Origin of the sequence: Nocardia otitidiscaviarum NBRC 14405, from assembly GCF_000308635.1 — a bacterium.
Lineage (GTDB): Bacteria > Actinomycetota > Actinomycetes > Mycobacteriales > Mycobacteriaceae > Nocardia > Nocardia otitidiscaviarum.
Genome location: NZ_BAGD01000087.1, coordinates 1 through 21,120, shown reverse-complemented (window position 1 = coordinate 21,120; position 21,120 = coordinate 1). Strand labels below are relative to the sequence as shown.

General features: G+C 68.5%; 21 protein-coding genes. 18 read left to right on the top strand and 3 right to left on the bottom strand.

All coding sequences use genetic code 11. The features are described 5' to 3' along the window. Nucleotides 1-47: 47 nt before the first annotated feature. Nucleotides 48-1,874, top strand: a complete 1,827-nt coding sequence (glmS, locus tag ON31_RS19620) for a glutamine--fructose-6-phosphate transaminase (isomerizing) (RefSeq protein ID WP_039815653.1) — start codon at nt 48-50, stop codon at nt 1,872-1,874. Nucleotides 1,875-1,878: 4 nt separating this feature from the next. Here the strand turns inward: glmS and ON31_RS19615 are convergent, their stop codons facing one another. Beyond that, complete coding sequence (locus ON31_RS19615) at nt 1,879-3,387, bottom strand: PucR family transcriptional regulator (RefSeq protein ID WP_039815652.1); 1,509 nt, start codon at nt 3,385-3,387, stop codon at nt 1,879-1,881. A 164-nt stretch (nt 3,388-3,551) separates the two neighbouring features. Between ON31_RS19615 and uraD (ON31_RS19610) the strand changes: the two genes are divergently transcribed. The 5 genes from uraD (ON31_RS19610) (at nt 3,552) to ON31_RS19590 (ending at nt 8,303) form a co-directional block, all read left to right on the top strand. Further along, a complete protein-coding gene (gene uraD / locus ON31_RS19610) occupies nt 3,552-4,088 on the top strand; it encodes a 2-oxo-4-hydroxy-4-carboxy-5-ureidoimidazoline decarboxylase (RefSeq protein ID WP_029932909.1) in 537 nt (178 codons plus the stop codon). Then, on the top strand, nt 4,085-4,384 hold the full coding sequence (gene uraH, locus ON31_RS19605) for a hydroxyisourate hydrolase (protein ID WP_029932908.1): 300 nt from the start codon (nt 4,085-4,087) through the stop codon (nt 4,382-4,384). Before uraD (ON31_RS19610) ends, uraH (ON31_RS19605) begins: the two co-directional genes overlap by 4 nt. 3 nt (nt 4,385-4,387) lie before the next feature. Further along, entirely contained in the window at nt 4,388-5,260 is an 873-nt protein-coding gene (gene pucL / locus ON31_RS19600) for a factor-independent urate hydroxylase (protein ID WP_029932907.1), read from the top strand. Between the two features lie 54 nt (nt 5,261-5,314). Beyond that, nucleotides 5,315-6,664: an 8-oxoguanine deaminase gene (locus ON31_RS19595; protein WP_172544799.1), complete on the top strand. Its 1,350-nt coding sequence runs from the start codon at nt 5,315-5,317 to the stop codon at nt 6,662-6,664. A 190-nt stretch (nt 6,665-6,854) separates the two neighbouring features. Next, a complete protein-coding gene (locus tag ON31_RS19590; RefSeq protein WP_039815651.1) occupies nt 6,855-8,303 on the top strand; it encodes an NCS2 family permease in 1,449 nt (482 codons plus the stop codon). 4 nt (nt 8,304-8,307) lie between these two features. Here the strand turns inward: ON31_RS19590 and ON31_RS19585 are convergent, their stop codons facing one another. Beyond that, a complete protein-coding gene (locus tag ON31_RS19585) occupies nt 8,308-9,066 on the bottom strand; it encodes an IclR family transcriptional regulator (RefSeq protein ID WP_039815649.1) in 759 nt (252 codons plus the stop codon). Between the two features lie 70 nt (nt 9,067-9,136). Here ON31_RS19585 and ON31_RS19580 point away from each other — a divergent pair, with 70 nt between their 5' ends. The 12 genes from ON31_RS19580 (at nt 9,137) to alc (ending at nt 19,289) form a co-directional block, all read left to right on the top strand. Further along, nucleotides 9,137-9,379, top strand: coding sequence for a thiamine-binding protein (locus tag ON31_RS19580; RefSeq protein WP_029932903.1), 243 nt, complete (start codon nt 9,137-9,139; stop codon nt 9,377-9,379). Continuing rightward, the gene (locus ON31_RS19575) at nt 9,372-9,761 is read left to right on the top strand and encodes a helix-turn-helix domain-containing protein (RefSeq protein ID WP_039815647.1); all 390 of its coding nucleotides are present in this window, start codon (nt 9,372-9,374) and stop codon (nt 9,759-9,761) included. The genes ON31_RS19580 and ON31_RS19575 overlap by 8 nt, the downstream gene beginning before the upstream one ends. 186 nt (nt 9,762-9,947) lie before the next feature. Then, nucleotides 9,948-10,448, top strand: coding sequence for a 2-oxo-4-hydroxy-4-carboxy-5-ureidoimidazoline decarboxylase (gene uraD, locus ON31_RS19570; RefSeq protein WP_039815672.1), 501 nt, complete (start codon nt 9,948-9,950; stop codon nt 10,446-10,448). Beyond that, entirely contained in the window at nt 10,445-10,777 is a 333-nt protein-coding gene (uraH, locus tag ON31_RS19565; RefSeq protein WP_039815645.1) for a hydroxyisourate hydrolase, read from the top strand. The genes uraD (ON31_RS19570) and uraH (ON31_RS19565) overlap by 4 nt, the downstream gene beginning before the upstream one ends. Before the next feature lie 5 nt (nt 10,778-10,782). Continuing rightward, nucleotides 10,783-11,688 carry a factor-independent urate hydroxylase gene (gene pucL / locus ON31_RS19560; RefSeq protein WP_039815670.1) on the top strand — a complete coding sequence of 302 codons (906 nt, stop codon included), beginning with the start codon at nt 10,783-10,785 and terminating at the stop codon, nt 11,686-11,688. Between the two features lie 15 nt (nt 11,689-11,703). Further along, complete coding sequence (locus ON31_RS19555; RefSeq protein ID WP_039815644.1) at nt 11,704-13,101, top strand: nucleobase:cation symporter-2 family protein; 1,398 nt, start codon at nt 11,704-11,706, stop codon at nt 13,099-13,101. A 125-nt stretch (nt 13,102-13,226) separates the two neighbouring features. Continuing rightward, nucleotides 13,227-13,607, top strand: coding sequence for an allophanate hydrolase-related protein (locus tag ON31_RS19550; RefSeq protein ID WP_029932897.1), 381 nt, complete (start codon nt 13,227-13,229; stop codon nt 13,605-13,607). Further along, nucleotides 13,604-14,401, top strand: coding sequence for a hydroxypyruvate isomerase family protein (locus ON31_RS19545; RefSeq protein WP_039815643.1), 798 nt, complete (start codon nt 13,604-13,606; stop codon nt 14,399-14,401). Before ON31_RS19550 ends, ON31_RS19545 begins: the two co-directional genes overlap by 4 nt. After that, a complete protein-coding gene (locus ON31_RS19540; protein WP_081592581.1) occupies nt 14,398-15,276 on the top strand; it encodes an NAD(P)-dependent oxidoreductase in 879 nt (292 codons plus the stop codon). Before ON31_RS19545 ends, ON31_RS19540 begins: the two co-directional genes overlap by 4 nt. Continuing rightward, nucleotides 15,273-17,072 (top strand): glyoxylate carboligase, encoded by a 1,800-nt coding sequence (gene gcl, locus ON31_RS19535; RefSeq protein WP_039815642.1) that lies wholly within the window; start codon nt 15,273-15,275, stop codon nt 17,070-17,072. Before ON31_RS19540 ends, gcl begins: the two co-directional genes overlap by 4 nt. Before the next feature lie 17 nt (nt 17,073-17,089). Continuing rightward, on the top strand, nt 17,090-18,247 hold the full coding sequence (locus tag ON31_RS19530; RefSeq protein ID WP_244961281.1) for a glycerate kinase: 1,158 nt from the start codon (nt 17,090-17,092) through the stop codon (nt 18,245-18,247). Between the two features lie 7 nt (nt 18,248-18,254). After that, nucleotides 18,255-19,289, top strand: a complete 1,035-nt coding sequence (gene alc, locus ON31_RS19525; protein WP_039815641.1) for an allantoicase — start codon at nt 18,255-18,257, stop codon at nt 19,287-19,289. 186 nt (nt 19,290-19,475) lie between these two features. Here the strand turns inward: alc and ON31_RS19520 are convergent. Further along, a partial coding sequence (locus tag ON31_RS19520; RefSeq protein WP_157533734.1) for a Ycf46 family AAA ATPase occupies nt 19,476-21,120 on the bottom strand: 1,645 nt, incomplete at its 5' end.

Here is a 21,120-nt window from a genome sequence, read left to right as displayed (position 1 = left end):
GCGTCCGCGCCCCTATTTGTCCGATATCCGAAGGAAAGAGCGAACGTATGTGTGGAATCGTCGGCTACGTCGGCCACAAGGCGGCGACACCGATCCTGTTGGAGGGGCTGCGGCGGCTGGAGTACCGCGGCTACGACTCCGCGGGGATCGCGGTGCTGCACCGGGGCCGGATGAAGGTCACCAAGGCCGCCGTGCGCGTCGACGAACTGCGGGACCTGGTCGGGGACGGCGGGCCGGGCACCATCGGCATCGGGCACACCCGCTGGGCCACCCACGGTGAACCCTCCGAGGCCAACGCCCACCCGCACTTCGACACCGCCAAGCGGATCGCGGTGGTGCACAACGGCATCATCGAGAACGCCGATGTACTGCGCGCCAAGCTCACCAGCGCCGGGGTGAAGTTCGTCTCCGAGACCGACACCGAATGCATCGCGCACCTGGTCGCGGCGCGGATGGACGCCGGCGCGGCGAGCTTGGAGGACGCGGTGCGGGCCGCGCTCACCGAGGTCGACGGCGCGTACGGTCTGGTCGTCCTCGACCTGCGCACCCCCACCGAACTGGTGGTGGCCCGCAACGGCAGCCCCATCGTGCTCGGCATCGGTGAGGGCGAGATGTACGTGGCCTCCGATGTGGCCGCCCTGGTCCGCCACACCCAGCGTGTGGTGTTCCTCGACGACGGCGAACTGGCCACCGTCACCGCCGACGACTTCCACACCAGCACCCTGCAGGCCGTGCGCACCGCCAAGACCGCCACCACGGTGACGGTCGACGACGCCGACTACCGGTTGGGCGGCCACGACGACTTCATGCACAAGGAGATGAGCGAGCAGCCCGACGCCATCCGCCGCGCCCTGCTGGGCCGCCTCGACGAGCGCTTCGCCACCTCCCGCCTCGACGGCCTGCGCCTGGACGCCCGCGAGCTGCGGGCGATCCGGCGGGTGAAATTCCTCGGCTGCGGGTCGGCCTACTACGCCGGTCAGTTGGGCGCGAGCCTGGTGGAGGAGCTGTCCCGGCTGCCCGCGGACGCCGAACCCGCCTCGGAGTTCCGCTACCGCAATCCGGTGGTCGAACACGACACCCTGTACGTCGCGGTCAGCCAGTCCGGGGAAACCGCCGATACCCTCGCCGCGGTGCAGGAGCTCAAGCGCAAGGGCGGCCAGGTGATCGGCGTGGTGAACGGCGTCGGCAGCGCCATCGCCCGCGAATGCGGCCGCGGCGTCTTCCTGCACGCCGGTCCGGAGGTGTCGGTGGCCTCCACCAAGGCCGTCACCAATATGAGCGTCTGCTTCGCCCTGCTGGCCACCCTGCTCGGCCGGGTGCGCGACCTCGGTGTCGCCGACGGCTCCCGCATCGTCGCGGCCCTGAGCGAACTGCCCGACCGGGTGTCCGAGGTGCTGGCCATGGACGCCGAGATCGCTAGTGTCGCAGCGCAGTTCAAGGACGCCACCCGCATGTTCTTCATCGGCCGGGTGCGCTGCTGGCCGGTGGCCCGCGAGGGCGCGCAGAAGCTCAAGGAGATCTCCTACGTCCACGCCGAGGCGTATCAGGCCTCCGAGCTCAAGCACGGCCCGCTGGCCCTGATCGACCCGGATATGCCGTCGGTGGTGCTGGTTCCGGACGACGAACTGCTCACCAAGAACATCGCCACCATCGAGCAGATCAAGGCCCGCGGCGGCCCGGTCATCGCCGTCACCAACGCCGATCTCCCGGATGGCTTGGCGGACGCGGTGATTCGCGCCCCGCACACCACCCGCGAACTGGACCCCATCCTGCTGACGGTGCCGTTGCAGCTGTTCGCCTACCACCTGGCCCGCGCCCTGGGCCGCGATATCGACAAGCCGCGCAACCTCGCCAAGAGCGTGACCGTGGAGTAGCGGATCAGCGCAGGGCCAGCGCCAGGAAGAAGTCGACGCGGTCCTCGAGCCGGGACAGATCGCGCTGGGTGAGCTCCTCGATGCGCTGGATGCGGTAGCGCAGCGTGTTCACGTGCACGTGCAGCACCTCCGAGCAGCGGGCCCACGAACCCGACAGTTCGAGGAAGGTCTCCAGCGTGTTCACCAGATCGGCGCGATTGTCCTTGTCGTAGTTGATGAGCGGGTCCAGCAGCCGGACGCGGAACATGCGGCGCACCTCGTCCGGCACGCTGGCCAGCAGCAGCATGTGGGTGGCCAGTTCGTCGTGGCGCACCACGCTCGTCGGCTGCGGGCGTTCGGCGGCCATGCGGCGCGCGTAGCGGGCCTCCTCGATCGCGCCGCGCAGGCCCTCACCCTCCACCGCGCCGCTGATGCCGACCGACAGCCGACTGCCCTGGAGTCCGGGGCCGAGCGCTTCCACGGCGCGGTGGATGCGGTCGTCGAGCGAGGTGTCGCCGCCGAGGGCCACCAGCACGATCGCCTCGTCGTCGACCACCCCGGCGGCGGGGCTGCGGTCGTGCAGGATCTCCCGCAGCAGCGCGCGCAGTTCGCGCGGGCGCACCGCCCCGGAGTCGGCGGTGGCGGCCACCGCGAGGTAGCGGTCGGAGAGTGCGAGCCCGGTGAGTTCCAGCCGCGACACGATGTCGGCCGTCTTGGCGTCGGAGACGATGAGTTCGATGAGCTCCTGCGCGAGTCGCCCCTCGGAGCTTTGCCGGTCGTCCAGCCGCGCCCGTTCCAGCGACACCACGGCGGCCAGTTCCCCGATCAGGGTGCGGCGCTCCTCGTGCCAGTCCTTGTAGTCGCCCGCGAAGACCAGGAACCAGTCGGCGACCCGCGAGGTGCCGTCGGGGTCCACCGCGAACAGCGAATAGCGGGTGCCGTCGACGGTCGACACGTGCGGCAGTCGCCGGGCGGCCAGGAAGGCGGTGCGCAGCGCGGCGGGCGGCGGTGCGGCGGGTCCGGCGATGACCCGTCCGGTGGACGACACCACCCAGCAGGGCATGCCCAGATTGCGTTCCACGAGTTCCAGCACCGAATCCAGGCCCTCGCCCGAGACCAGGCGGCGGTGCCGGTCCAGGATGGCCGACAGGTCGGCGGCGCGGCCGGTGGACAGATGCCGGTTGACCTGTTCGGTGACCGTGGCGAAGGCGATGTGTTCGGGCACCCGGAACAGCGGGATGCGGTGCTGTTCGCAGGCCGCGACCAGATCGGCGGGCACCTCGCCGTAGAGCGCGTCCCCGGCGGCCAGTCCCGCCACCTTGGCGCGCGCCAGCGCCGAGACGAACGCCTCGCTGTCGGCGGGTTCGCGCCACCACTGCAGGCCGGTGAGCACGAGTTCGCCGCCGGAGAGATATCGGCTCGGGTCGAGCATGTCGGTGGTGACGACCCAGCGCACGAACCGTTCCAACTCGCCCTCGCCGGTGACGAGTCGCAGGCCGAGATCCGTCATGGCCAGCAGGGAATGCAACCGCATGATTGCCGAGGCTAACAGCCAGTGACATCGAGGTTACGGAACTTGGATGTATCTACAAACCGACCGCTGTGAAGCAGGCCACATCTTCGGAGATCTCGTCCCTGCCGCTGGTCACGGCCGCCCTGTGTACTTACCGGCGTAGCTGGTCAAGGGATGGAGGTCGGATGTCGAGTCGCCTGGAATGGCTCGGTTCGCTGCCCCTCGAAGAGGCCGAAGCGCAGCTGCTCAGTTGCTGTGCCTCGCGCCAGTGGGTGCGCAAGATGGTGGCCAACCGGCCCTACGCCGACGAGGCGAGTCTGCTCGCCGCCGCGGTGGACGGGGTGCGGGAACTCGCGTGGTCCGATGTGGAGGAGGCGCTGTCGGCGCATCCGCGTATCGGGGAGCGGGCCGAGGCCGCCCATCGCGCGGGGATGTCCGCCGAGGACGCGCGGCGCGAGGCGCAGTGGTCGCGGCAGGAGCAGTCCGACGCCGCCACCGCCGATGACGCCGTCAAGGCCGAACTGGTCGCCCGCAATCTCGCCTACGAGGAGCGCTTCGGCCACGTCTTCCTGATCCGCGCCACCGGCCGCGGCGTGACCGAGATCCTGACCGCCCTGCACCGACGGCTGCACAACTCGGTCGAGGAGGAGCGTGTCGAGGTGCGCGCCGAACTCGCCGACATCACCGTCCTGCGTATCCGAAAACTGTTGGGGCTGCTGTGAGTCTGTCCACCCACGTACTCGACGCGGCCACCGGCCGCCCGGCGGCGGGACTGCCGGTGCGACTGGAGGCCGCCGACGGAACGGTGCTCGCGGAGCACCGCACCGACGCCGACGGTCGGATCAAGGATCTGCCCGCGCCCGGTGCCGGGACGCATCGGCTGGTCTTCGACACCGGCGATATCAGTCCGTTCTATCCATCGGTGACCATCGCTTTCACGGTCACCGACCCGGCGGAGCACTATCACGTGCCCCTGCTGCTCAGTCCGTACTCCTTCTCCACCTATCGAGGTAGCTGAACAATGTCGATCACGCTCGGTCCCAACCGATACGGCAAGGCGGAAACGCGCGTCGTCCGGGTCACCAAGAACGGCAACAAGCACGATCTGCGCGATCTGAACGTCAGCGTGGCGCTGTCCGGCGACATGGAGGACGTGCACCTGACCGGCGACAACGGCGCGGTGCTGCCGACCGACACCCAGAAGAACACCGTCTTCGCCTTCGCCAAGCAGTACGGCATCGCCTCGCCGGAGGAGTTCGGCCTGCGTCTGGCCCGGCATTTCGTGGACTCCCAGCCCACCATCGACCACGCCCGGGTGGAGATCGAGGAGTACGCCTGGGAGCGGAATGTGGTGGGGCTCAACGCCCATCCGCACTCGTTCGTGCGCTCGGGACGCGAAACCCGCACCGCCCGTATCCACTACGACGGCAACAAGGCCTGGGTGGTGTCGGGCCTGAAGGACCTGACCGTGCTGAATTCCACCGGCTCGGAGTTCCACGGCTACATCCGCGACCAGTACACCACCCTGCGCGAGACCCGCGACCGTGTGCTGGCCACCGAGGTGGAGGCGCAGTGGCGGCACTCCGGTGACACCGCCGAGTGGGACAAGTCCTACGAGATCGTGCGCCGCTGCCTGCTGCAGGCGTTCGCCGACACGCACAGCCTGTCGTTGCAGCAGACGCTGTACGCCATGGGGGAGCGGGTGCTGGAAACCGTCTCCGACATCGTGGAAGTCAAGCTGGCACTGCCCAACAAGCACCACTTCGAGGTGGATCTGACCCCGTTCGGCCAGGTCAACGACAACGAGGTGTTCTGGGCCGCGGATCGTCCGTACGGTCTCATCGAGGGCACGGTGGTGCGCTCGGTCCCTACCGCCGGTCCCGCCTGGGATTGAGAGTACTAGCGGCGCAATGGATCTCCTACGTCCTGAGGATCGGTACGCGACACCATGAGCACACTGATCATCGAAAACGCTTACATCGCACCGGTCGTGGGCGATGAGATCCCGCACGGCCACCTGGTGATCGAGGGTGGCCGTATTCGAAGCCTCGGCGCCGGACCGGCGCCGACGGTGGTGGGCGCGCAACGCCTCTCCGCCACCGGCTGCCTGGTGACCCCGGGCCTGGTGAACACCCACCACCATCTCTACCAATGGGCCACCCAGGGCCTGTTCCAGGACGCGACGCTGTTCGAATGGCTGACCGGCCTGTACCGCATCTGGGCACGCATGGACGCCGATGTCGTCTACGGCGCGGCCACCGCGGCGCTGAGCTGGCTGGCGCTGACCGGCTGCACCACCTCCAGTGATCACCACTATCTGTTCCCGAAGGGGCGCGGCGACCTGTTCGCCGCGGAGGTGCGTGCCGCCCAGGAGGTGGGGCTGCGCTTCCACCCGTGTCGCGGCTCCATGGATCGCGGCCGGTCCGACGGCGGCCTGCCGCCCGACGAGGTGGTCGAGAACCGCGACGACATCCTCGCCAGCACGGCCGAACTCATCGACACCTACCACGATCCGTCGTTCGACTCCATGCTGCGGGTGGCCGTGGCCCCGTGCTCACCGTTCTCGGTGACCGAGGGCCTCATGCTCGACGCCGCCGCACTGGCCCGCACCAAGGGTGTGCGGCTGCACACCCACCTCGCCGAAACCCTCGACGAGGAGCAGCACTGCCGCGAGCAGATGGGCTGCTCCCCGGTCGAATACATGGCGAAGCTGGGCTGGCTCGGCGACGACGTGTGGTTCGCCCACGCCGTACACCTGCACGACGCCGATATTCGCCGCTTCGCCGAGACCGGCACCGGCACCGCGCACTGCCCGAGCTCCAATGCCCGGCTCGGTGCGGGTATCGCGCGGGTGTCCGAACTGCTCGCCGCCGGCGCGCCGGTCGGACTCGGCGTGGACGGCGCCGCCTCCAGCGAACTCACCTCCCTGGCCGGAGAGATGCGCCAGGCCATGCTGTTCCAGCGGGCCGTGCACGGCCCCACCGCGCTCACCGCCCGCCAGGCTCTCGAGCTCGGCACCCTCGGCGGTGCGCGCAATCTGGGCCGCCAGCACGAGATCGGTTCGCTGGAGCCGGGCAAGCTCGCCGATATCGCCGTCTGGCGGGTGGACGGCTTCCGGGCCGCGGTCGAGGATCCGGTCTGCGCCCTGGTGTTCGGCCCCACCCCGCCGCTGGCGCGGCTGCTGGTCGGCGGTCGCACCGTGGTCGAGAACGACGAACTGCGCACGCTGCCGCACGACATGGTCGGACAGGCCGGTGTCCTGGCCCGGCAACGGCTGCTGCGGCAGCAGTCCCGATGACCCACTCCCGATGACCCCACACGAGCGCACGGAAGGAAACACAGGCCACCGGAGCCTTACTCCGGAGCAGTTGATCAACAGGGGCAGACCGCATTCCACGCGGTAGAGACCCCACAACAGCAACGACCGAATCTCGGTCCGGCACATTCGGGTCGGACCGCAGGTCGGCTATGCCCTGAGGAGGGCAGCCATGACCCAGCTCCAGTCCCCGTCCGGCCGATCACAGCCGGATACCGTCGCCGTCCGGTCGCCACTCGACCGGTTCTTCAAACTGAGCGAACGGCGGACCACCGTTTCCCGCGAAATCCGCGGCGGCATCACCACATTCGTGGCGATGGCCTACGTCATCCTGCTGGTGCCGCTGATTCTCGGCGGGGTCACCGACATCAACGGCGACAAACTCAGCATTCCCCAGCTGACCACCGCGACGGCGCTCGCCGCCGGACTCTCGACCGTGCTCATGGGTCTGGTCGGCAATGTGCCGCTCGCCCTGGCCGCGGGCCTGGGTCTGGTTCCGGTGGTCGCCTACCAGGCGGCTCCGCACATGACCTGGCCGCAGGCCATGGGACTGGTGGTGCTCATGGGCGCGGTGATCGTGGTGCTGGCCGCCACCGGCCTGCGCACCATGATCATCAACGCGATTCCGCTGGCGCTCAAGAACGCAATCGGCGTGGGCATCGGTATGTTCATCGCCATGATCGGCCTGGTGTCCTCCGGGGTGGTGGGCAATGGCGCGGCGGGCGGACCGCCGGTCACGCTCGGCGTGGACGGACATCTCGAGGGCTGGCCGGTGGTGGTGTTCGCGGTCGGACTGCTGCTCATGCTGGCGCTGTTCGCCCGCAAGGTGCCCGGCGCCATGCTGATCAGCATCGCGGTGGCGACGGTACTCGCCATCATCATCAACTCCGTGGCCACCATCGATCCCATGGCCTGGGGCACCGTCGTTCCGGAGGCACCCGAATCCTTGTTCGCCGCACCGGATTTCGGACTCATGTTCAATGTCGACCTGTTCGGCGGCTTCGCCGAGGCGGGTGCGCTGGTCGCCAGCGTGGTGCTGTTCACCCTGGTGCTGACCGGCTTCTTCGACGCCATGGGCACCGTCTTCGGCGTCTGCGACGAGGCCGGACTGCTGGACGAGAAGGGCAGCATGCCCGGCTTCGGCAAGATCCTGACCACCGACGGCGTCGCGCAGATCATCGGCGGGGCCACCGGCGGCGCGGGCAGCACGGTGTACGTGGAATCCGCTACGGGCGTCGGTGAGGGGGCCCGTACCGGACTCACGAGTGTGGTCACCGGTGGACTGTTCTGCGCGGCCATCTTCTTCACGCCGCTGGCGGCGGTGGTGCCGATCCAGGCCGCCGCACCCGCCCTGGTGCTGGTGGGCGCGCTCATGATGACCCAGGCCCGCAAGATCGACTGGTCGGATCTGGAAGTGGCCATCCCGGCCTTCGTGACCATCGTGCTCATGCCGTTCACCTACTCCATCACCAATGGCGTCGGTGCCGGCCTGATCGCCTACGTGGTGATCAAGGCGGCGCGCGGCAAGTTCAAGGAGATCCACGGGCTGGTGTGGATCGTGAGCGCGGTCTTCGCCGCCTACTTCGCCATCTCCGGTATCGAACTCGTCCTGGGTGGTTAGTGTTTCACCGCAGGTCGGCCGCCACCGCGCGGCCGACCTGCGCGAGCAGGGGCACCGCCCGCGCCACCAGCTCATCGCTCATCCGCCCCGCCGGTCCCGAGATCGAGATGGCCAGCCGCGCGGGGGCTTCGGGCACGGCGACGGCGACGCAGCGCACGCCCACCTCCTGCTCTCCGTCGTCCATGGCGTAGCCGTTCTCGGCGGCGCGCTCCAACTGCCGCGTGAATTCCCGGGCGTCGGTGACGGTGTGGTCGGTGTAGCGCGGCATGCCGGTGCGCTGCAACAGCTCTCGTACGCGTTCCGGCGGCATTCCGGCCAGAATGGCCTTGCCCACCGCGGTGCAGTGCGGCAGCACCCGGCGGCCCACCTCGGTGAACATGCGCACCGAATGTCGCGAGGGCACCTGGGCGACGTAGACGATCCGATCCCCGTCCAGCATGGCCATATTGGCCGATTCCCCGAGTTCGTCCACCAGCCGCGCCAGATGCGGTCGCGCCTGCGAGCTGAGCATGCGCGCCGAACTCTCGCCCAGTTTGATCAGCTTCGGCCCCAGCACGTACTGCCGCGACGGATCCTGGTGCAGATACCCCAGATCGACGAGGGTGCGCACCAGCCGGTGGATCGTGGGTAGCGGCAGGCCGGACGCCTCGGCCAACTGCGACAGTCCCATCACGCCGCCCTGGTCGGCCATGGTCTCCAGCAGTCCGAACGCCCGCTCCACCGACTGCACGCCACCGGAGCGCCCGCTGGTTGAATTCGCCACTGAACCGCCTCGTCGAAGTTTCCGGATGGCGGAAGTTTACCGGGGGAGTGGTGGCGGTAGCCTGAGGGCCATGCGGCTGCGCGCGGAGTTCACCACCGAACCCTTCCACGGCGAAGGGCAGCCGCCGCCGCACGCCACCGAAACCCTCGATGTCCTGCAAAGTGCCGGTCTGGCTTGTGAATTCGGCCCCCTGGGCACGTCGGTATCGGGTTCCGACGAGACCCTGCTGCCCGCGCTGCGCGATATGCTCGCCGCCGCCTTCGCACACGGTGCGACCCGGGTGACCCTGCAGGTCGAGCGTGTCGATGAGTGAGCGCGCGACGCTGGACACGAGCCATCCGGTGCTGGTGACGGTGGCTCCGCTGCTGGAGCGGATCGGTGGCAGGCTGGTGCCACCGCAGGAGTGCGCCCCCGATGACGTTCCGCTGGTGTGGGAGGGCACGACCCTTGCCGGGGTGCGACTGGCCGCACCGGGCGCGGAGACCGATCAGGGTATCGACCGTCTGCTCAGCGATGTCGCCGCCGAATTCGGTGGTCGGCTGGCCGATCTGCCGCGCGACGAGAAGCAGCGGGCGGTGCGGTTGCTGGAGGAGCGGGGCGCGTTCAGCTACCGGAAATCCGCCGAGAAGGTTGCCGAGGCGTTGGGCGTCACCCGGTTCACCGTCTACAACTATCTCAACCGCACCCGGTCCTGACCCGGTTCGGAGTTTCCTGAATCCCGCTGCACGGCAGCGGGATTCGTCGTTTTACGGGTAGTTGCGTCGCGCCTGGGGGCAGACTGTCGGCACGGAACTTCAACAAACTGTTGACGTCAGGGCGTGATCCGTGCCACTATTTCGTTAGTCGGAATTCAACTTCCGCAATACGAGAAAGTGCAGCTCATGGTCGTGCTCGACGAGTTCAACAGTATGGAGGCCGCCTGGCTGCGCCCGGCCCTGCTCGACTGCTGCGATGTGCCCGAATGGGCCGACGCGCTGCTCGACGCCCGGCCCTACCCGGACCTCGACAGCCTGCTGGGTACCGCCGAACAACTGGCCGGAGCGCTGCGCCCCGAGGCCGTGGAGCGCGCGCTCGCCGCCCACCCGCGCATCGGCGAGCGCGCTCCCGGCTCCGGCCGCGGCGCCTCCTGGTCCCGCGAGGAGCAGTCCCGCATCGATGCCGACGTGGAGACCGCCGCCGCCCTGCGTTCGGCGAACCGCCTGTACGAGAAGCGCTTCGGCCGCGTCTTCCTCATCTGCGCCACCGGGCTGACCAGTTCCGAGGTGCTCGCGGCCCTGCTGCTGCGGCTGGGCAACGACCCGGAGACCGAGGCCGCGGTGGTGGCGGTGGAGTTGCGCAAGATCGCGCTGCTGCGCCTGCGCCGGGTGGTGGTGCCCGCATGAGCGCCGTCACCACCCATGTCCTCGACACCGCCCTGGGGCGGCCCGCCGTCGGCGTGCCCGTGCGGCTGGAACGCGTCGACGGCGATACCGCCGAAGTCCTCGCCATCGCGGTCACCGACTCGGACGGCCGTATCCGCGATTTCGGGCTCGACCGGCTGGACCCCGGCGGCTACCGGCTGGTCTTCGGGGTCGCCTACTACGCCGCGACCACCGGGCAGGACTACTTCCTCTCCGCCGTCGACATCACCTTCACCCCCGCCGACAGCGGCCACCACCATGTGCCGCTGCTGCTGAGCCCCTTCGCCTGTTCCGTCTACAGAGGGAGTTGATCACCGTGGCCATTCAGCTGGGCCCCAACCAATACGGGAAGGCCGAGAACCGGATCGTGCGCGTCTACCGCGACACCGACCGGCACCGGATCCGGGACCTCAACGTCTCCACCTCGCTGCGGGGCAGGTTCGACGACGCGCACATCACCGGCGACCAGAAGGATGTGCTGCCCACCGACACTCAGAAGAACACCGCCTTCGCCTTCGCCAAGGAGAAGGGGGTGGAGGCGGTCGAGGACTTCGCGCTGGTACTGGCCGACCACTTCATCTCCCGCACTCCCGGCGCGGACGGGGCGCGCATCGAGATCGAGGAGTACGCCTGGAACCGCATACCGATGGACGGCGCGGAGCATGATCACGCTTTCGTGCGCGGCAGCTCCGAGGTGCGCACCACCGTGGTCAATATGGACGGCTACGGCCCGGACCGGCGCACTCACGTGGTGTCCGGGCTGCGGGATCTGGTGCTGCTCAAGTCCACGGGGTCGGAATTCCACGGCTTCTTCGAGGACAAGTACACCACCCTGCGGCCCACCAAGGACCGCATCATGGCCACCTCGCTGGTGGCTCGGTGGCGTTACGACCACCTGGACGTGAACTGGGACAAGTCCTTCGACGCCATCCGTTCGATTCTGCTGCGGCAGTTCGCGGCGGTGCACTCGCTCGCCCTGCAACAGACCCTCTACAGCATGGGACGCGCTGTGCTGGAACAGCTTCCGGAGGTCGCCGAGATCAAGTTCTCCGCGCCCAACAAGCACCACTTCCTGGTGGACCTGAGCCCGTTCCACGTGGAGAACCCGGGCGAGGTGTTCATCGCCGCCGATCGCCCCTACGGGCTGATCGAGGCCAGCGTGCACCGTGACGACGCCTCCGATCCCGGGGCCGCCTGGTTCGCCGTGCCCGGATTCTGTTGAGGGAGTGATGCATCCGTGAAGCTCTTCAACAAGAACCGGACCCCGGGGCCCGAGGACGAGACCTATCCGCCGCTGGCCACCCTCGCCTACGGTACCCAGCACATCCTCACCATGTACGGCGGGGTGATCGCGCCGCCACTCATCGTGGGCGGTGCGGCCGGGCTGTCGCCGGGGGAGATGGCGCTGCTGGTCACCGCGGGTCTGTTCGTGTCCGGACTGGCCACGATGCTCCAGGCGCTGGGCATCGGTCCGGTCGGCAGCCGATTGCCCATCGTGCAGGGCGTGTCGTTCGTGAGCGTCTCCACCATGGTGGCCATCTCCGAGAGCGGCGGCCTGAGCGCGGTCTACGGATCCATCATCGTGGCCGGTGTGATCGGCCTGGTGCTGTCGTCGGTGTTCGCGCATCTGGTGCGGCTGTTCCCGGCGGTGGTGACCGGCACCATCATCACGGTGATCGGGCTGTCGCTGCTGCCGGTCGCACTGCGCTGGGCGATGGGCGGTGATCCGGGACAACCCGACTACGGGTCCATGGCCGATATCGGTTTCGCGGGCCTGACCCTGTTGGTGATCCTGGTGATCAGCCGGGTCTTCCAGGGCGCGATCTCCCGGCTGTCGATCCTCATCGGCCTGGTGCTGGGCACCGTGGTGGCCGTCGTCCTCGGTCGCGCCGACTTCTCCGACGTCGGCGACAGCCCACTGGTGGCGCTGCCGCCGCTGTTCCCCTTCGGTCCGCCGACCTTCGAGGTCGGGGCCATCGTGGCCATGACCATCGTGATCCTGGTGATCATGACCGAGGCGACCGCGGACATCCTCGCGATCGGCGAGATCGTCGACACCGAGGTCGACACCAAGCGGGTGGCGGCCGGACTGCGCGCCGATATGGCCTCCTCGGCCTTCGCACCGTTGTTCGGCAGCTTCCCGTGCAGCGCGTTCGCGCAGAATGTGGGGTTGGTGGCGCTGACCGGCATCAAGAGCCGGTTCGTGGTCGCCACCGGCGGCCTGGTGCTCATGCTGCTGGGCCTGGTGCCCGTCATCGGCGCGGTGGTGGCCGCCATCCCGGACGCGGTGCTCGGCGGTGCCGCCGTGGTGCTGTTCGGATCCGTTGCGGCCAGCGGTATTCGGATGCTGGCGCGGGTGCGCTACGAGGACAACCTGAACATGGTGATCGTGGCCGTATCGCTCGCCTTCGGCGTCATACCCATTGCGGCCCCGACATTCTGGGACGCGTTCCCGGAATGGATCGGTGTGGTGATGCACTCCGGTATCAGCGCCACCGCCATCGTCGCCGTGCTGCTCAATCTCCTGTTCAACGAGGTGACTATCGGCAATCGGTCGGGCGCGTCCGTGTTCGCCGCCGCAGCGGACGAACGCGACGGATTCGGCGAGCGAATCGACGACGACATCCGGGACTGAATGCCCGGCTGGACGAATCTACGAAAACAGCCCCGAATCGATTCGGATGTTTGGTGCTCATCGGCCTATCGCGGGCGGTGTGACTCCGGACATACTTTCGGTCATCGGGGGAGGAAGGACTCACGATGCCTCTCATTTTCCTGAATGGCGGAGCCATGCGTGGTGGGCCACTGAATCATCTGCTCGCGGGCGCACCGTTCGCGGGTGAGGTGAAAACCGCGCCGCACTACCGGTTCTATTCGGTCGGCGACCGGTTCCCGGGCCTGCATCCCGTGTCCGACGGGGGCGCTCCGATTGTCGGGGAATTGTTCGACGCGCCGATGGAAGTGCTGCGTACCAGCCTGCTTCCGGCGGAACCGCCGGAACTCGAGCTCGGCGTGATCGAACTCGAGGACGGCCGTTCGGTGCTGTCCATGGTGCTGCGCCGTCCGCCCGTTTCCTATCCGCAGCTGATCGACATCACCGAATTCGGCAGCTGGACGACTTATCGCGAGGGAAAGAAATGAAATACGGACCCGGAGGCTCGCCCCGGAAATTCGACGTCAACTGTTCGATTCTCTTCACCGACCTGCCGCTGTTGGAACGGCCCGCCGCGGCCAAGGCGGCCGGATTCGACGGCGTCGAATTCTGGTGGCCGTTCGGAGAGAATCCGGCCCCGGGCGACAAGGAGATCGACGCCTTCGTGCGCGCCATCGGCGACGCCGGGGTGGAATTGGTCGGCCTGAACTTCATCGACCTCATTCCCGCGGGCCGCGGTCTGGTCTCGGTGCCGGGGGAGGAGACCCGATTCCGCGACAATATCGACGTGGCGGTCGGCATCGCCGAGCGCACCGGCTGCACGGCGCTGAACGCCCTGTACGGCAATCGGATTCCCGGCGAGGACGCGGAGAAGCAGGACGAACTGGCCCTGGAGAACCTCGGCCTGGCCGCCCGCGCCGCCCAGCGCATCGGGGCGACCGTGCTGCTCGAGGCGCTCAACTCCTATGAGTCGCAGTCGTATCCGATCGTCTCCGCGGCCCAGGCGGTGCGGGTCATCGAACAGGTCGGCGAGCCCAATGTGCGCTTCCTCTGCGACCTCTACCACCTGGCCCGCATGGGCGAGAACCTGACCTCCGTCATCGACACCTGGGGCCGCTACATCGGCCACGTGCAGATCGCCGACTCGCCGGGGCGCGGGCGGCCGGGCAGCGGCGTCCTCGACTTCGACGGACTGTTCGCCGCCCTGGACGCCAGCGGCTACGACGGCTGGATCGGCCTGGAATACAAAGACCCCGAACTGGATTGGGAGTGGATCAAGTGAGCAAGAGGATCGGATTCGTCGGACTGGGCATCATGGGCGGCCCGATGGCCGGGCATCTGGTGAAGGCCGGTCACGATGTCACCGTCTACGACGTCAACCCCACCGCCATCGACAAGCTGACCACCGTCGGCGCGACCGGTGGCGGCGATATCGCGGAGACGGTGCGCGACAAGGACATCGTCATCACCATGCTGCCGCAGGACGAGCACGTGGAGGCGGTGTTCGCCGAGGTCCTGGCGCACGCCGCCGAGGGCACCCTCTACATCGACTTCTCCACCATCACCCCGCGCACCGCCGAGTGGACCTACACCGAGGGCGCCAAGCGCGGTCTGCGGGTGCTCGACGCCCCGGTCTCCGGCGGTGAGCCCGGTGCGGTGAACGCCGCGCTGTCCATCATGGTCGGCGGCAACGAGGACGACTTCGCCACCGCCACACCGATCTTCGAGACGGTGGGCAAGACCTTCGAGCTGGTCGGCCCGAACGGATCCGGCCAGGTCGTGAAGGCGGCCAACCAGCTGGTGGTCGGCGGCACCTACGCCCTGATCGCCGAGGCCATCCTGCTCATGGAGTCGCTGGGCGCGAACGCCGAGAAGGGCCTCGACGTGCTCGCGGGTGGGCTGGCGGGCAGCCGCATCCTCGAACTCAAGCGCAAGACCATGCTGGAGCGTAGCTTCCAGCCTGGCTTCCGCATCGACCTGCACCACAAGGATATGGGCATCATCCTGGCCGCCGCCCGTCAGGCCGAGGTGCCGATCCCGATGGGCGCGCAGACCGCGCAGCTCATCGCCGCCGCCCGCGCCATGGGCCACGGCTCCCTGGACCACTCCGCGCTGCTGCTGGTGGCCGAGGCGCTGGCCGGGAAGGGGCGGGCGTGACACGGATGCGCACCGTGGACGCGGCCGTCCTGATCCTGGAGAAGGAAGGCGCGACACAGGCTTTCGGGCTGCCCGGCGCGGCCATCAACCCGTTCTACAGCGCCATGCGGGCGCACGGCGGCATCCGCCACGTGCTCGCCCGGCACGTGGAGGCGGCCTCGCACATGGCCGAGGGCTACACCCGCGCCCGGGCCGGGAACATCGGCATCTGTGTCGGCACCTCGGGCCCGGCCGGAACCGATATGATCACCGGACTGTATTCCGCGAGTGCGGATTCCATTCCGATCCTGTGCATCACCGGCCAGGCGCCGGTGGCGAAACTGCACAAGGAGGACTTCCAGGCCGTCGATATCGCCTCGATCGCCGCCCCGGTGTGCAAGTGGGCGGTGACGGTGCTGGAGCCCGCACAGGTGCCCGGCTCCTTCCAGAAGGCATTCCAGCTCATGCGCTCCGGGCGGCCCGGCCCGGTGCTCATCGACCTGCCTCTGGACGTGCAGCTGGCCGAGATCGAATTCGATATCGACACCTACGAGCCGCTCGCGGTGCACCATCCCGCAGCCACGCGGGCGCAGGCGGAGAAGGCGCTCACCATGCTGGCCGCCGCCGAGAAGCCGCTGCTGGTGGCGGGCGGCGGCGTGGTGAACGCCGATTCCGCCGATCTGCTCGTCGAATTCGCCGAACTGACCGGCGTTCCCGTGGTGCCGACGCTCATGGGCTGGGGCACCATCCCGGACGACCACCCGCTGCACGCGGGCATGGTGGGCTTGCAGACCTCGCACCGCTACGCCAATGCCACACTGCTGGAATCGGATTTCGTGCTGGGTATCGGCAACCGATGGGCCAACCGGCACACCGGCGGTGTCGACACCTACACGCGCGGACGCACCTTCGTGCACGTCGATATCGAGCCGACGCAGATCGGGCGGGTGTTCGCCCCCGACTACGGCATCGTCTCCGACGCCGGTGCGGCGCTGACGGTGTTCCTGGAGGTGGCGCGGGAGATGGCCGCCGCCGGGCGGCTGCCGGACCGGTCGAACTGGGCGGCGCAGTGCCGGGAGCGCAAGCGCACCCTGCTGCGCAAGACCCACTTCGACGCGGTGCCGATCAAGCCGCAGCGGGTGTACCAGGAGATGAACCGGGCCTTCGGCTCGGACGTCCGCTACGTCACCACCATCGGTCTGTCGCAGATCCAGGCGGCGCAGCTGCTGCACGTGTACAAGCCGCGGCACTGGATCAACGCGGGTCAGGCCGGACCGCTGGGCTGGACCCTGCCCGCGGCGCTCGGTGTGGCGACGGCCGATCCGGACACCCCCGTGGTCGCGCTGTCGGGCGATTACGACTTCCAGTTCCTCATCGAGGAATTGGCGGTCGGCGCGCAGTTCAACATCCCCTACATCCACGTGGTGGTGAACAACTCCTACCTCGGTCTGATCCGGCAGGCGCAGCGGCAGTTCGATATGGACTACTACGTGCAGCTGTCCTTCGACAACATCAACAGCCCCGAGGTGGGCGGCTACGGCGTCGATCACCTGAAGGTGGCGGAGGGGCTGGGCTGCAAGGCCATTCGCGTCTCCGAGCCCGACCGCATCGGGCAGGCGCTCGAGGACGCCAAGAAGTTGATGGCCGAGCACCGGGTGCCGGTACTGGTGGAGGTCATCCTCGAACGGATCACCAACGTGTCCATGGGCCTCGAGATCGACAGCATCAACGAGTTCGAGGAACTGGCCGGCTCGATGGACGACGCGCCCACCTCCATCGCCGCTCTGGAGTACGAAGCGAGCGGGAGCACGGTGTGATTCAACCGCGCGGTGGGGTGAGGAAGGGATGGCAGGAGGGCCACGTGCTGCTGGCCCCCGACAAGTTCAAGGGGTCGTTGACCGCCCCGCAGGTCGCCGCGCACCTCGCGGCCGGACTCCGGGCCGTACGCCCGGACGTCCCGGTCGTGAGCGCACCGGTGGCCGACGGCGGCGACGGCACCGTGGACGCCATGGTGGCCGCGGGTTTCGCTCGTCTGCAGACGGGCGTCACCGGGCCGGTCGGAGATCAGGTGGCCGCCTCGTTCGCGATGAGGGGCGAGACGGCCGTGGTGGAGCTCGCCGAGGCGTCCGGGCTGCGGCGGCTCCCCGACCGGCCCACGGCCGCCACCAGCCTCACCGCCACCAGCGCGGGCACCGGTGAGCTCATGCGCATCGCCGCCGAACGCGGCGCGCGGCGCATCGTGCTCGGTCTCGGCGGCAGCGCCTGCACCGATGGCGGTGCGGGCATGCTCACCGCGCTCGGGGCGCGGCTGCTCGACGAGGACGGGCAGCCGGTGCCGCCGGGCGGCGCGGGTCTGCTGCGGTTGGCGCGCATCGACATCACGGACATGATCCGGGTGCCGGTGGTGGTCGCCTCCGACGTGGACAATCCACTGCTCGGCCCGCGTGGCGCCGCCGAGGTGTACGGGCCGCAGAAGGGTGCGGGCCCGGCGGAAGTATCCCAGCTGGCAGCCGGTTTGGCGCGGCTGGCCGAAATCGTCCGTCGCGATGTTGGCGTCAACGCGGCGGAGCGCCCGGGAGCGGGCGCAGCGGGCGGCGTGGGTTTCACGGCCCTCGCCGTCCTCGGCGCCACCCTGCGCCCCGGGATCGAGATCATGTTGGAGCAGCTGGATTTCGACGCCCTGCTCGCCGGTGCGCGGCTGGTGATCACCGGCGAGGGCTCGCTGGACGAACAGACCCTGCACGGCAAGGCCCCCATGGGCGTCGCACGGGCCGCCGCGCGCGCCGAAGTACCGGTGCTGGCGGTGTCCGGTCAGCGGCTGGTGTCCCGGGAACAGTTGCGCCGCCACGGATTCGAGGACGCGTTCGCACTTACCGATATCGAATCCGATCCGCAGGTCTGCATGACGCAGGCGGGCGCACTGCTGGAGCGGCTGGCCACCCGGATCGCCGAAGCCCGTCTGGAGCGCCCCCTGACCCGAAACCCCCTGTAGGAGAACCATGTCGGATTTCACCACCCTGCCGGATCTGGCTCTGCGCAGCTACCGCGCCGGTGTCGTCGCCGCCAGCGACGAATCCTTCGAGGAGCGCGAGAATCTCATCAACCCGTGGGAGCCTCGCTTCTCCGCGGAAACCTTCGGCCCCAAGGGCCAGGAGTACGACGGCTGGGAAACCCGCCGTCGTCGCAGCCCCGGCCACGACTGGGCGATCATCCGCCTCGGCATGCCCGGCATCATTCGCGGCGTCGTCGTCGACACCGCCTGGTTCAAGGGCAACTACCCGCCCTTCGCCTCCGTCGAAGCCTGCCGGGTGTCGGGCTATCCTTCGGCGGCGCAGTTGAATTCCACCGCCGACTGGGTGGAGATCGTTCCCCGTACCGCGCTGGGCGGTGACGCCAGACACGAGATCCCGGTCTCCGACGACCGCATCTTCACCCACGTCCGCCTGAACATCCACCCCGACGGCGGCGTGGCCCGACTGCGCGTGCACGGTGAGGTCGTCCCCGACCCCGACCTGCTCGCGGGCCTCACCGTCGACCTGGCGGCGTTGGAGAACGGCGCTCGCGCCCTGTCCTGCTCCAACCTGTTCTATTCGGCGGCCGACAATATGCTGGCCCCTGGCCTGGCCCGCAACCAGGCCGAAGGCTGGGAAACCGCTCGCCGCCGCGATGACGGCAACGACTGGGCTCTCATTCGCCTGGCCGCCCAGGGCACGCCCGAGCTCATCGAGTTGGACACCACCAACCTGATGTTCAACGCTCCCGGCGAGGTGCGGCTGCTCGGCATCGACCACTCCGGAGACGAGCCGCTGCCCCCCGCCGACTCCGCCGACTGGTTCGAATTGCTGCCCCGAACAGCCGTTCAGCCCGACACCCCGCACCGTTTCCGGGTGGCAGCCGAGGCCAAACGGCCCGCCACGCATGCCAGGCTGGATATCTACCCGGACGGCGGCGTCGCTCGCCTGCGCATTCTCGGTTCGCTCACGCAGGCCGGAACGGATGCACTGACCGCCCGCTGGTCCGGCACTCCGGCGTGACAACCACGGTCGGCCCACAGCGGTCGACCGCACCATCGTGCCGCCCGCCATCGCCTACCCGGCGGGTTCCGGCGATCCGAACAGCCACAGTGCACCCCTGAACGGATCGCGGTACGGCCGCCCGGCCCCCTTCGTACCGGTTACTTCGAGCAGGACCGATGAGGAGGGGGCCGGTGCGTGCGCACGTCATCGGACGGGCGGTGCGGCGGGTACGGCGTGTCGCTTCGCCCATTCCCGCCACGTGGTGAGTTCGTCCCCGCTCCGGGCTGACATCGCGACGGTGCCTTCCACGGCCCGAATCAGATCGGCCGCCGCCAGCGGGCGACGGCCGGAGTAGGCATCGAAAAGCCCGGTGACGACGCACTGTTCGATCTGTTGGCCGGAGAAGCCCTCGGATGCTTCGGAGAGGTCGTGGAGCAGGGGCGGGGAGAGCGACAGCCCTGCGGCGGGGCCGGTGAGACGACGTTCGAGATGAATGCGCCAGATGGATTCGCGTGCGGCAGAATTCGGGAGGTCGACGAAGAACGTCTGGTCGAAGCGGCTCCCGCAGAGGAGATCCCGGGGTAGACCGTCGATTTTGTCGGCAGTGGCGATCACGAACACCGGGCGGGTCTTCTCGCTCAACCATGCGAGGAATGCGCCGAAAACCGCCGTGCGAGCGCCGTTCTCGCCGGTGATCATTCGATCGATACCGCTCACCCAGAGTACGCAGGGCGCGGTGCCCTCGACCGTGGACAGGGTCGCGCGCACATCGCGGTCACCCACTGATCCATCGCACACCCGGCCGAAGTCCCAGCGGATGAGTGGCAGCCCCCATTCGCTGGCTGTCGCCTTGGCGATCGAGGATTTCCCGCACCCGGACACACCGGCGAGGAACACTCCCTTGGGCGCGGGCAGCCCGTAATCGGCGGCCTCGGCGCGCCAACAGTCGCGACGACTCAGCAGCCACGCCTCGAGGTTCGCGAGCCCACCCACGTGCTCGAACCGCATATCGGTCCGAACCAGCTCCAGCCCACCGGATCTGCGCGCAGCCTGTGCTTTCCCCGCCAGCACGACGTCCACCGCCGACTCCGCAATACCACCGTCCACCATGGCCAGCGTGAACGCCCGTTCGGCCTCGATGAGCGTCATCCCGACCGCCGCCGTGGCGAGCCGGTCGCGCAATGTCTCGTCGAGAACGGCGGTTCCGTCTGCACCCATGCTGTCCAGCAATTCACCGATCTCCACTGCCGTGGGCAGCGGGAAATCCACCACGGTGACATCCCGCTGCAACTCCGCCGGTATCCGCAGCATCGGGGCCACCACGATCACTGTTCGTGCCGCTTCTCCGGATCTGAAGTCCCGCACCAGATCTCGTAGCGCTCGCACCACCTGCGGATCCGCCGGACGTCCATCATCGCCGAGAAAGGCATGCAGATCGGCACAGACGAACACGGCAGACTCCACCACCCGCCGAATCCCCTGCAACATCTGCGCTGGTTCCCGGGTATTGCGTTCGGTCAGCCCACCCGACCGCCGCATCCCCTCCGTAGTCGTCCAGTGCCACAGCGCCCGAGACGACTCCAATTCCTCCACGGCGGACCGGATCTCGCCGAGAACCCGCTGCTCCTCGAACGTTTCGATATAGAGCAGTGGGAAACGAGCCTCGAGGAGACGCGTCAGGGTGCGGCGAAACGGGTGCACACCCGCCGATGGTAGTGCCGCCGGGAAACGCTGGCCGCGTATTCGCGACGGCAGTCGTAAAAGCGGTCGGCACCGAACCCTAAACGGACAATTCGTATGTGAAGATGTGCAGATCAGATACTGTTTTCGCTTCTGCTGCAATATTTTT

What these genes read in the sequence shown, in the direction of transcription:
- pucL (WP_029932907.1), top strand. Translation starts at nt 4,388, where the DNA reads ATGTCGATCACGCTCGGTCCCAACCGATACGGCAAGGCGGAAACGCGC.
- uraD (WP_029932909.1), top strand. Translation starts at nt 3,552, where the DNA reads ATGTCGAGTCGCCTGGAATGGCTCGGTTCGCTGCCCCTCGAAGAGGCC.
- uraD (WP_039815672.1), top strand. Translation starts at nt 9,948, where the DNA reads ATGGTCGTGCTCGACGAGTTCAACAGTATGGAGGCCGCCTGGCTGCGC.
- alc (WP_039815641.1), top strand. Translation starts at nt 18,255, where the DNA reads ATGTCGGATTTCACCACCCTGCCGGATCTGGCTCTGCGCAGCTACCGC.
- glmS (WP_039815653.1), top strand. Translation starts at nt 48, where the DNA reads ATGTGTGGAATCGTCGGCTACGTCGGCCACAAGGCGGCGACACCGATC.
- ON31_RS19575 (WP_039815647.1), top strand. Translation starts at nt 9,372, where the DNA reads ATGAGTGAGCGCGCGACGCTGGACACGAGCCATCCGGTGCTGGTGACG.
- ON31_RS19580 (WP_029932903.1), top strand. Translation starts at nt 9,137, where the DNA reads ATGCGGCTGCGCGCGGAGTTCACCACCGAACCCTTCCACGGCGAAGGG.
- ON31_RS19550 (WP_029932897.1), top strand. Translation starts at nt 13,227, where the DNA reads ATGCCTCTCATTTTCCTGAATGGCGGAGCCATGCGTGGTGGGCCACTG.
- uraH (WP_039815645.1), top strand. Translation starts at nt 10,445, where the DNA reads ATGAGCGCCGTCACCACCCATGTCCTCGACACCGCCCTGGGGCGGCCC.
- ON31_RS19615 (WP_039815652.1), bottom strand. Translation starts at nt 3,387, where the DNA reads ATGCGGTTGCATTCCCTGCTGGCCATGACGGATCTCGGCCTGCGACTC.
- ON31_RS19595 (WP_172544799.1), top strand. Translation starts at nt 5,315, where the DNA reads ATGAGCACACTGATCATCGAAAACGCTTACATCGCACCGGTCGTGGGC.
- ON31_RS19590 (WP_039815651.1), top strand. Translation starts at nt 6,855, where the DNA reads ATGACCCAGCTCCAGTCCCCGTCCGGCCGATCACAGCCGGATACCGTC.
- ON31_RS19545 (WP_039815643.1), top strand. Translation starts at nt 13,604, where the DNA reads ATGAAATACGGACCCGGAGGCTCGCCCCGGAAATTCGACGTCAACTGT.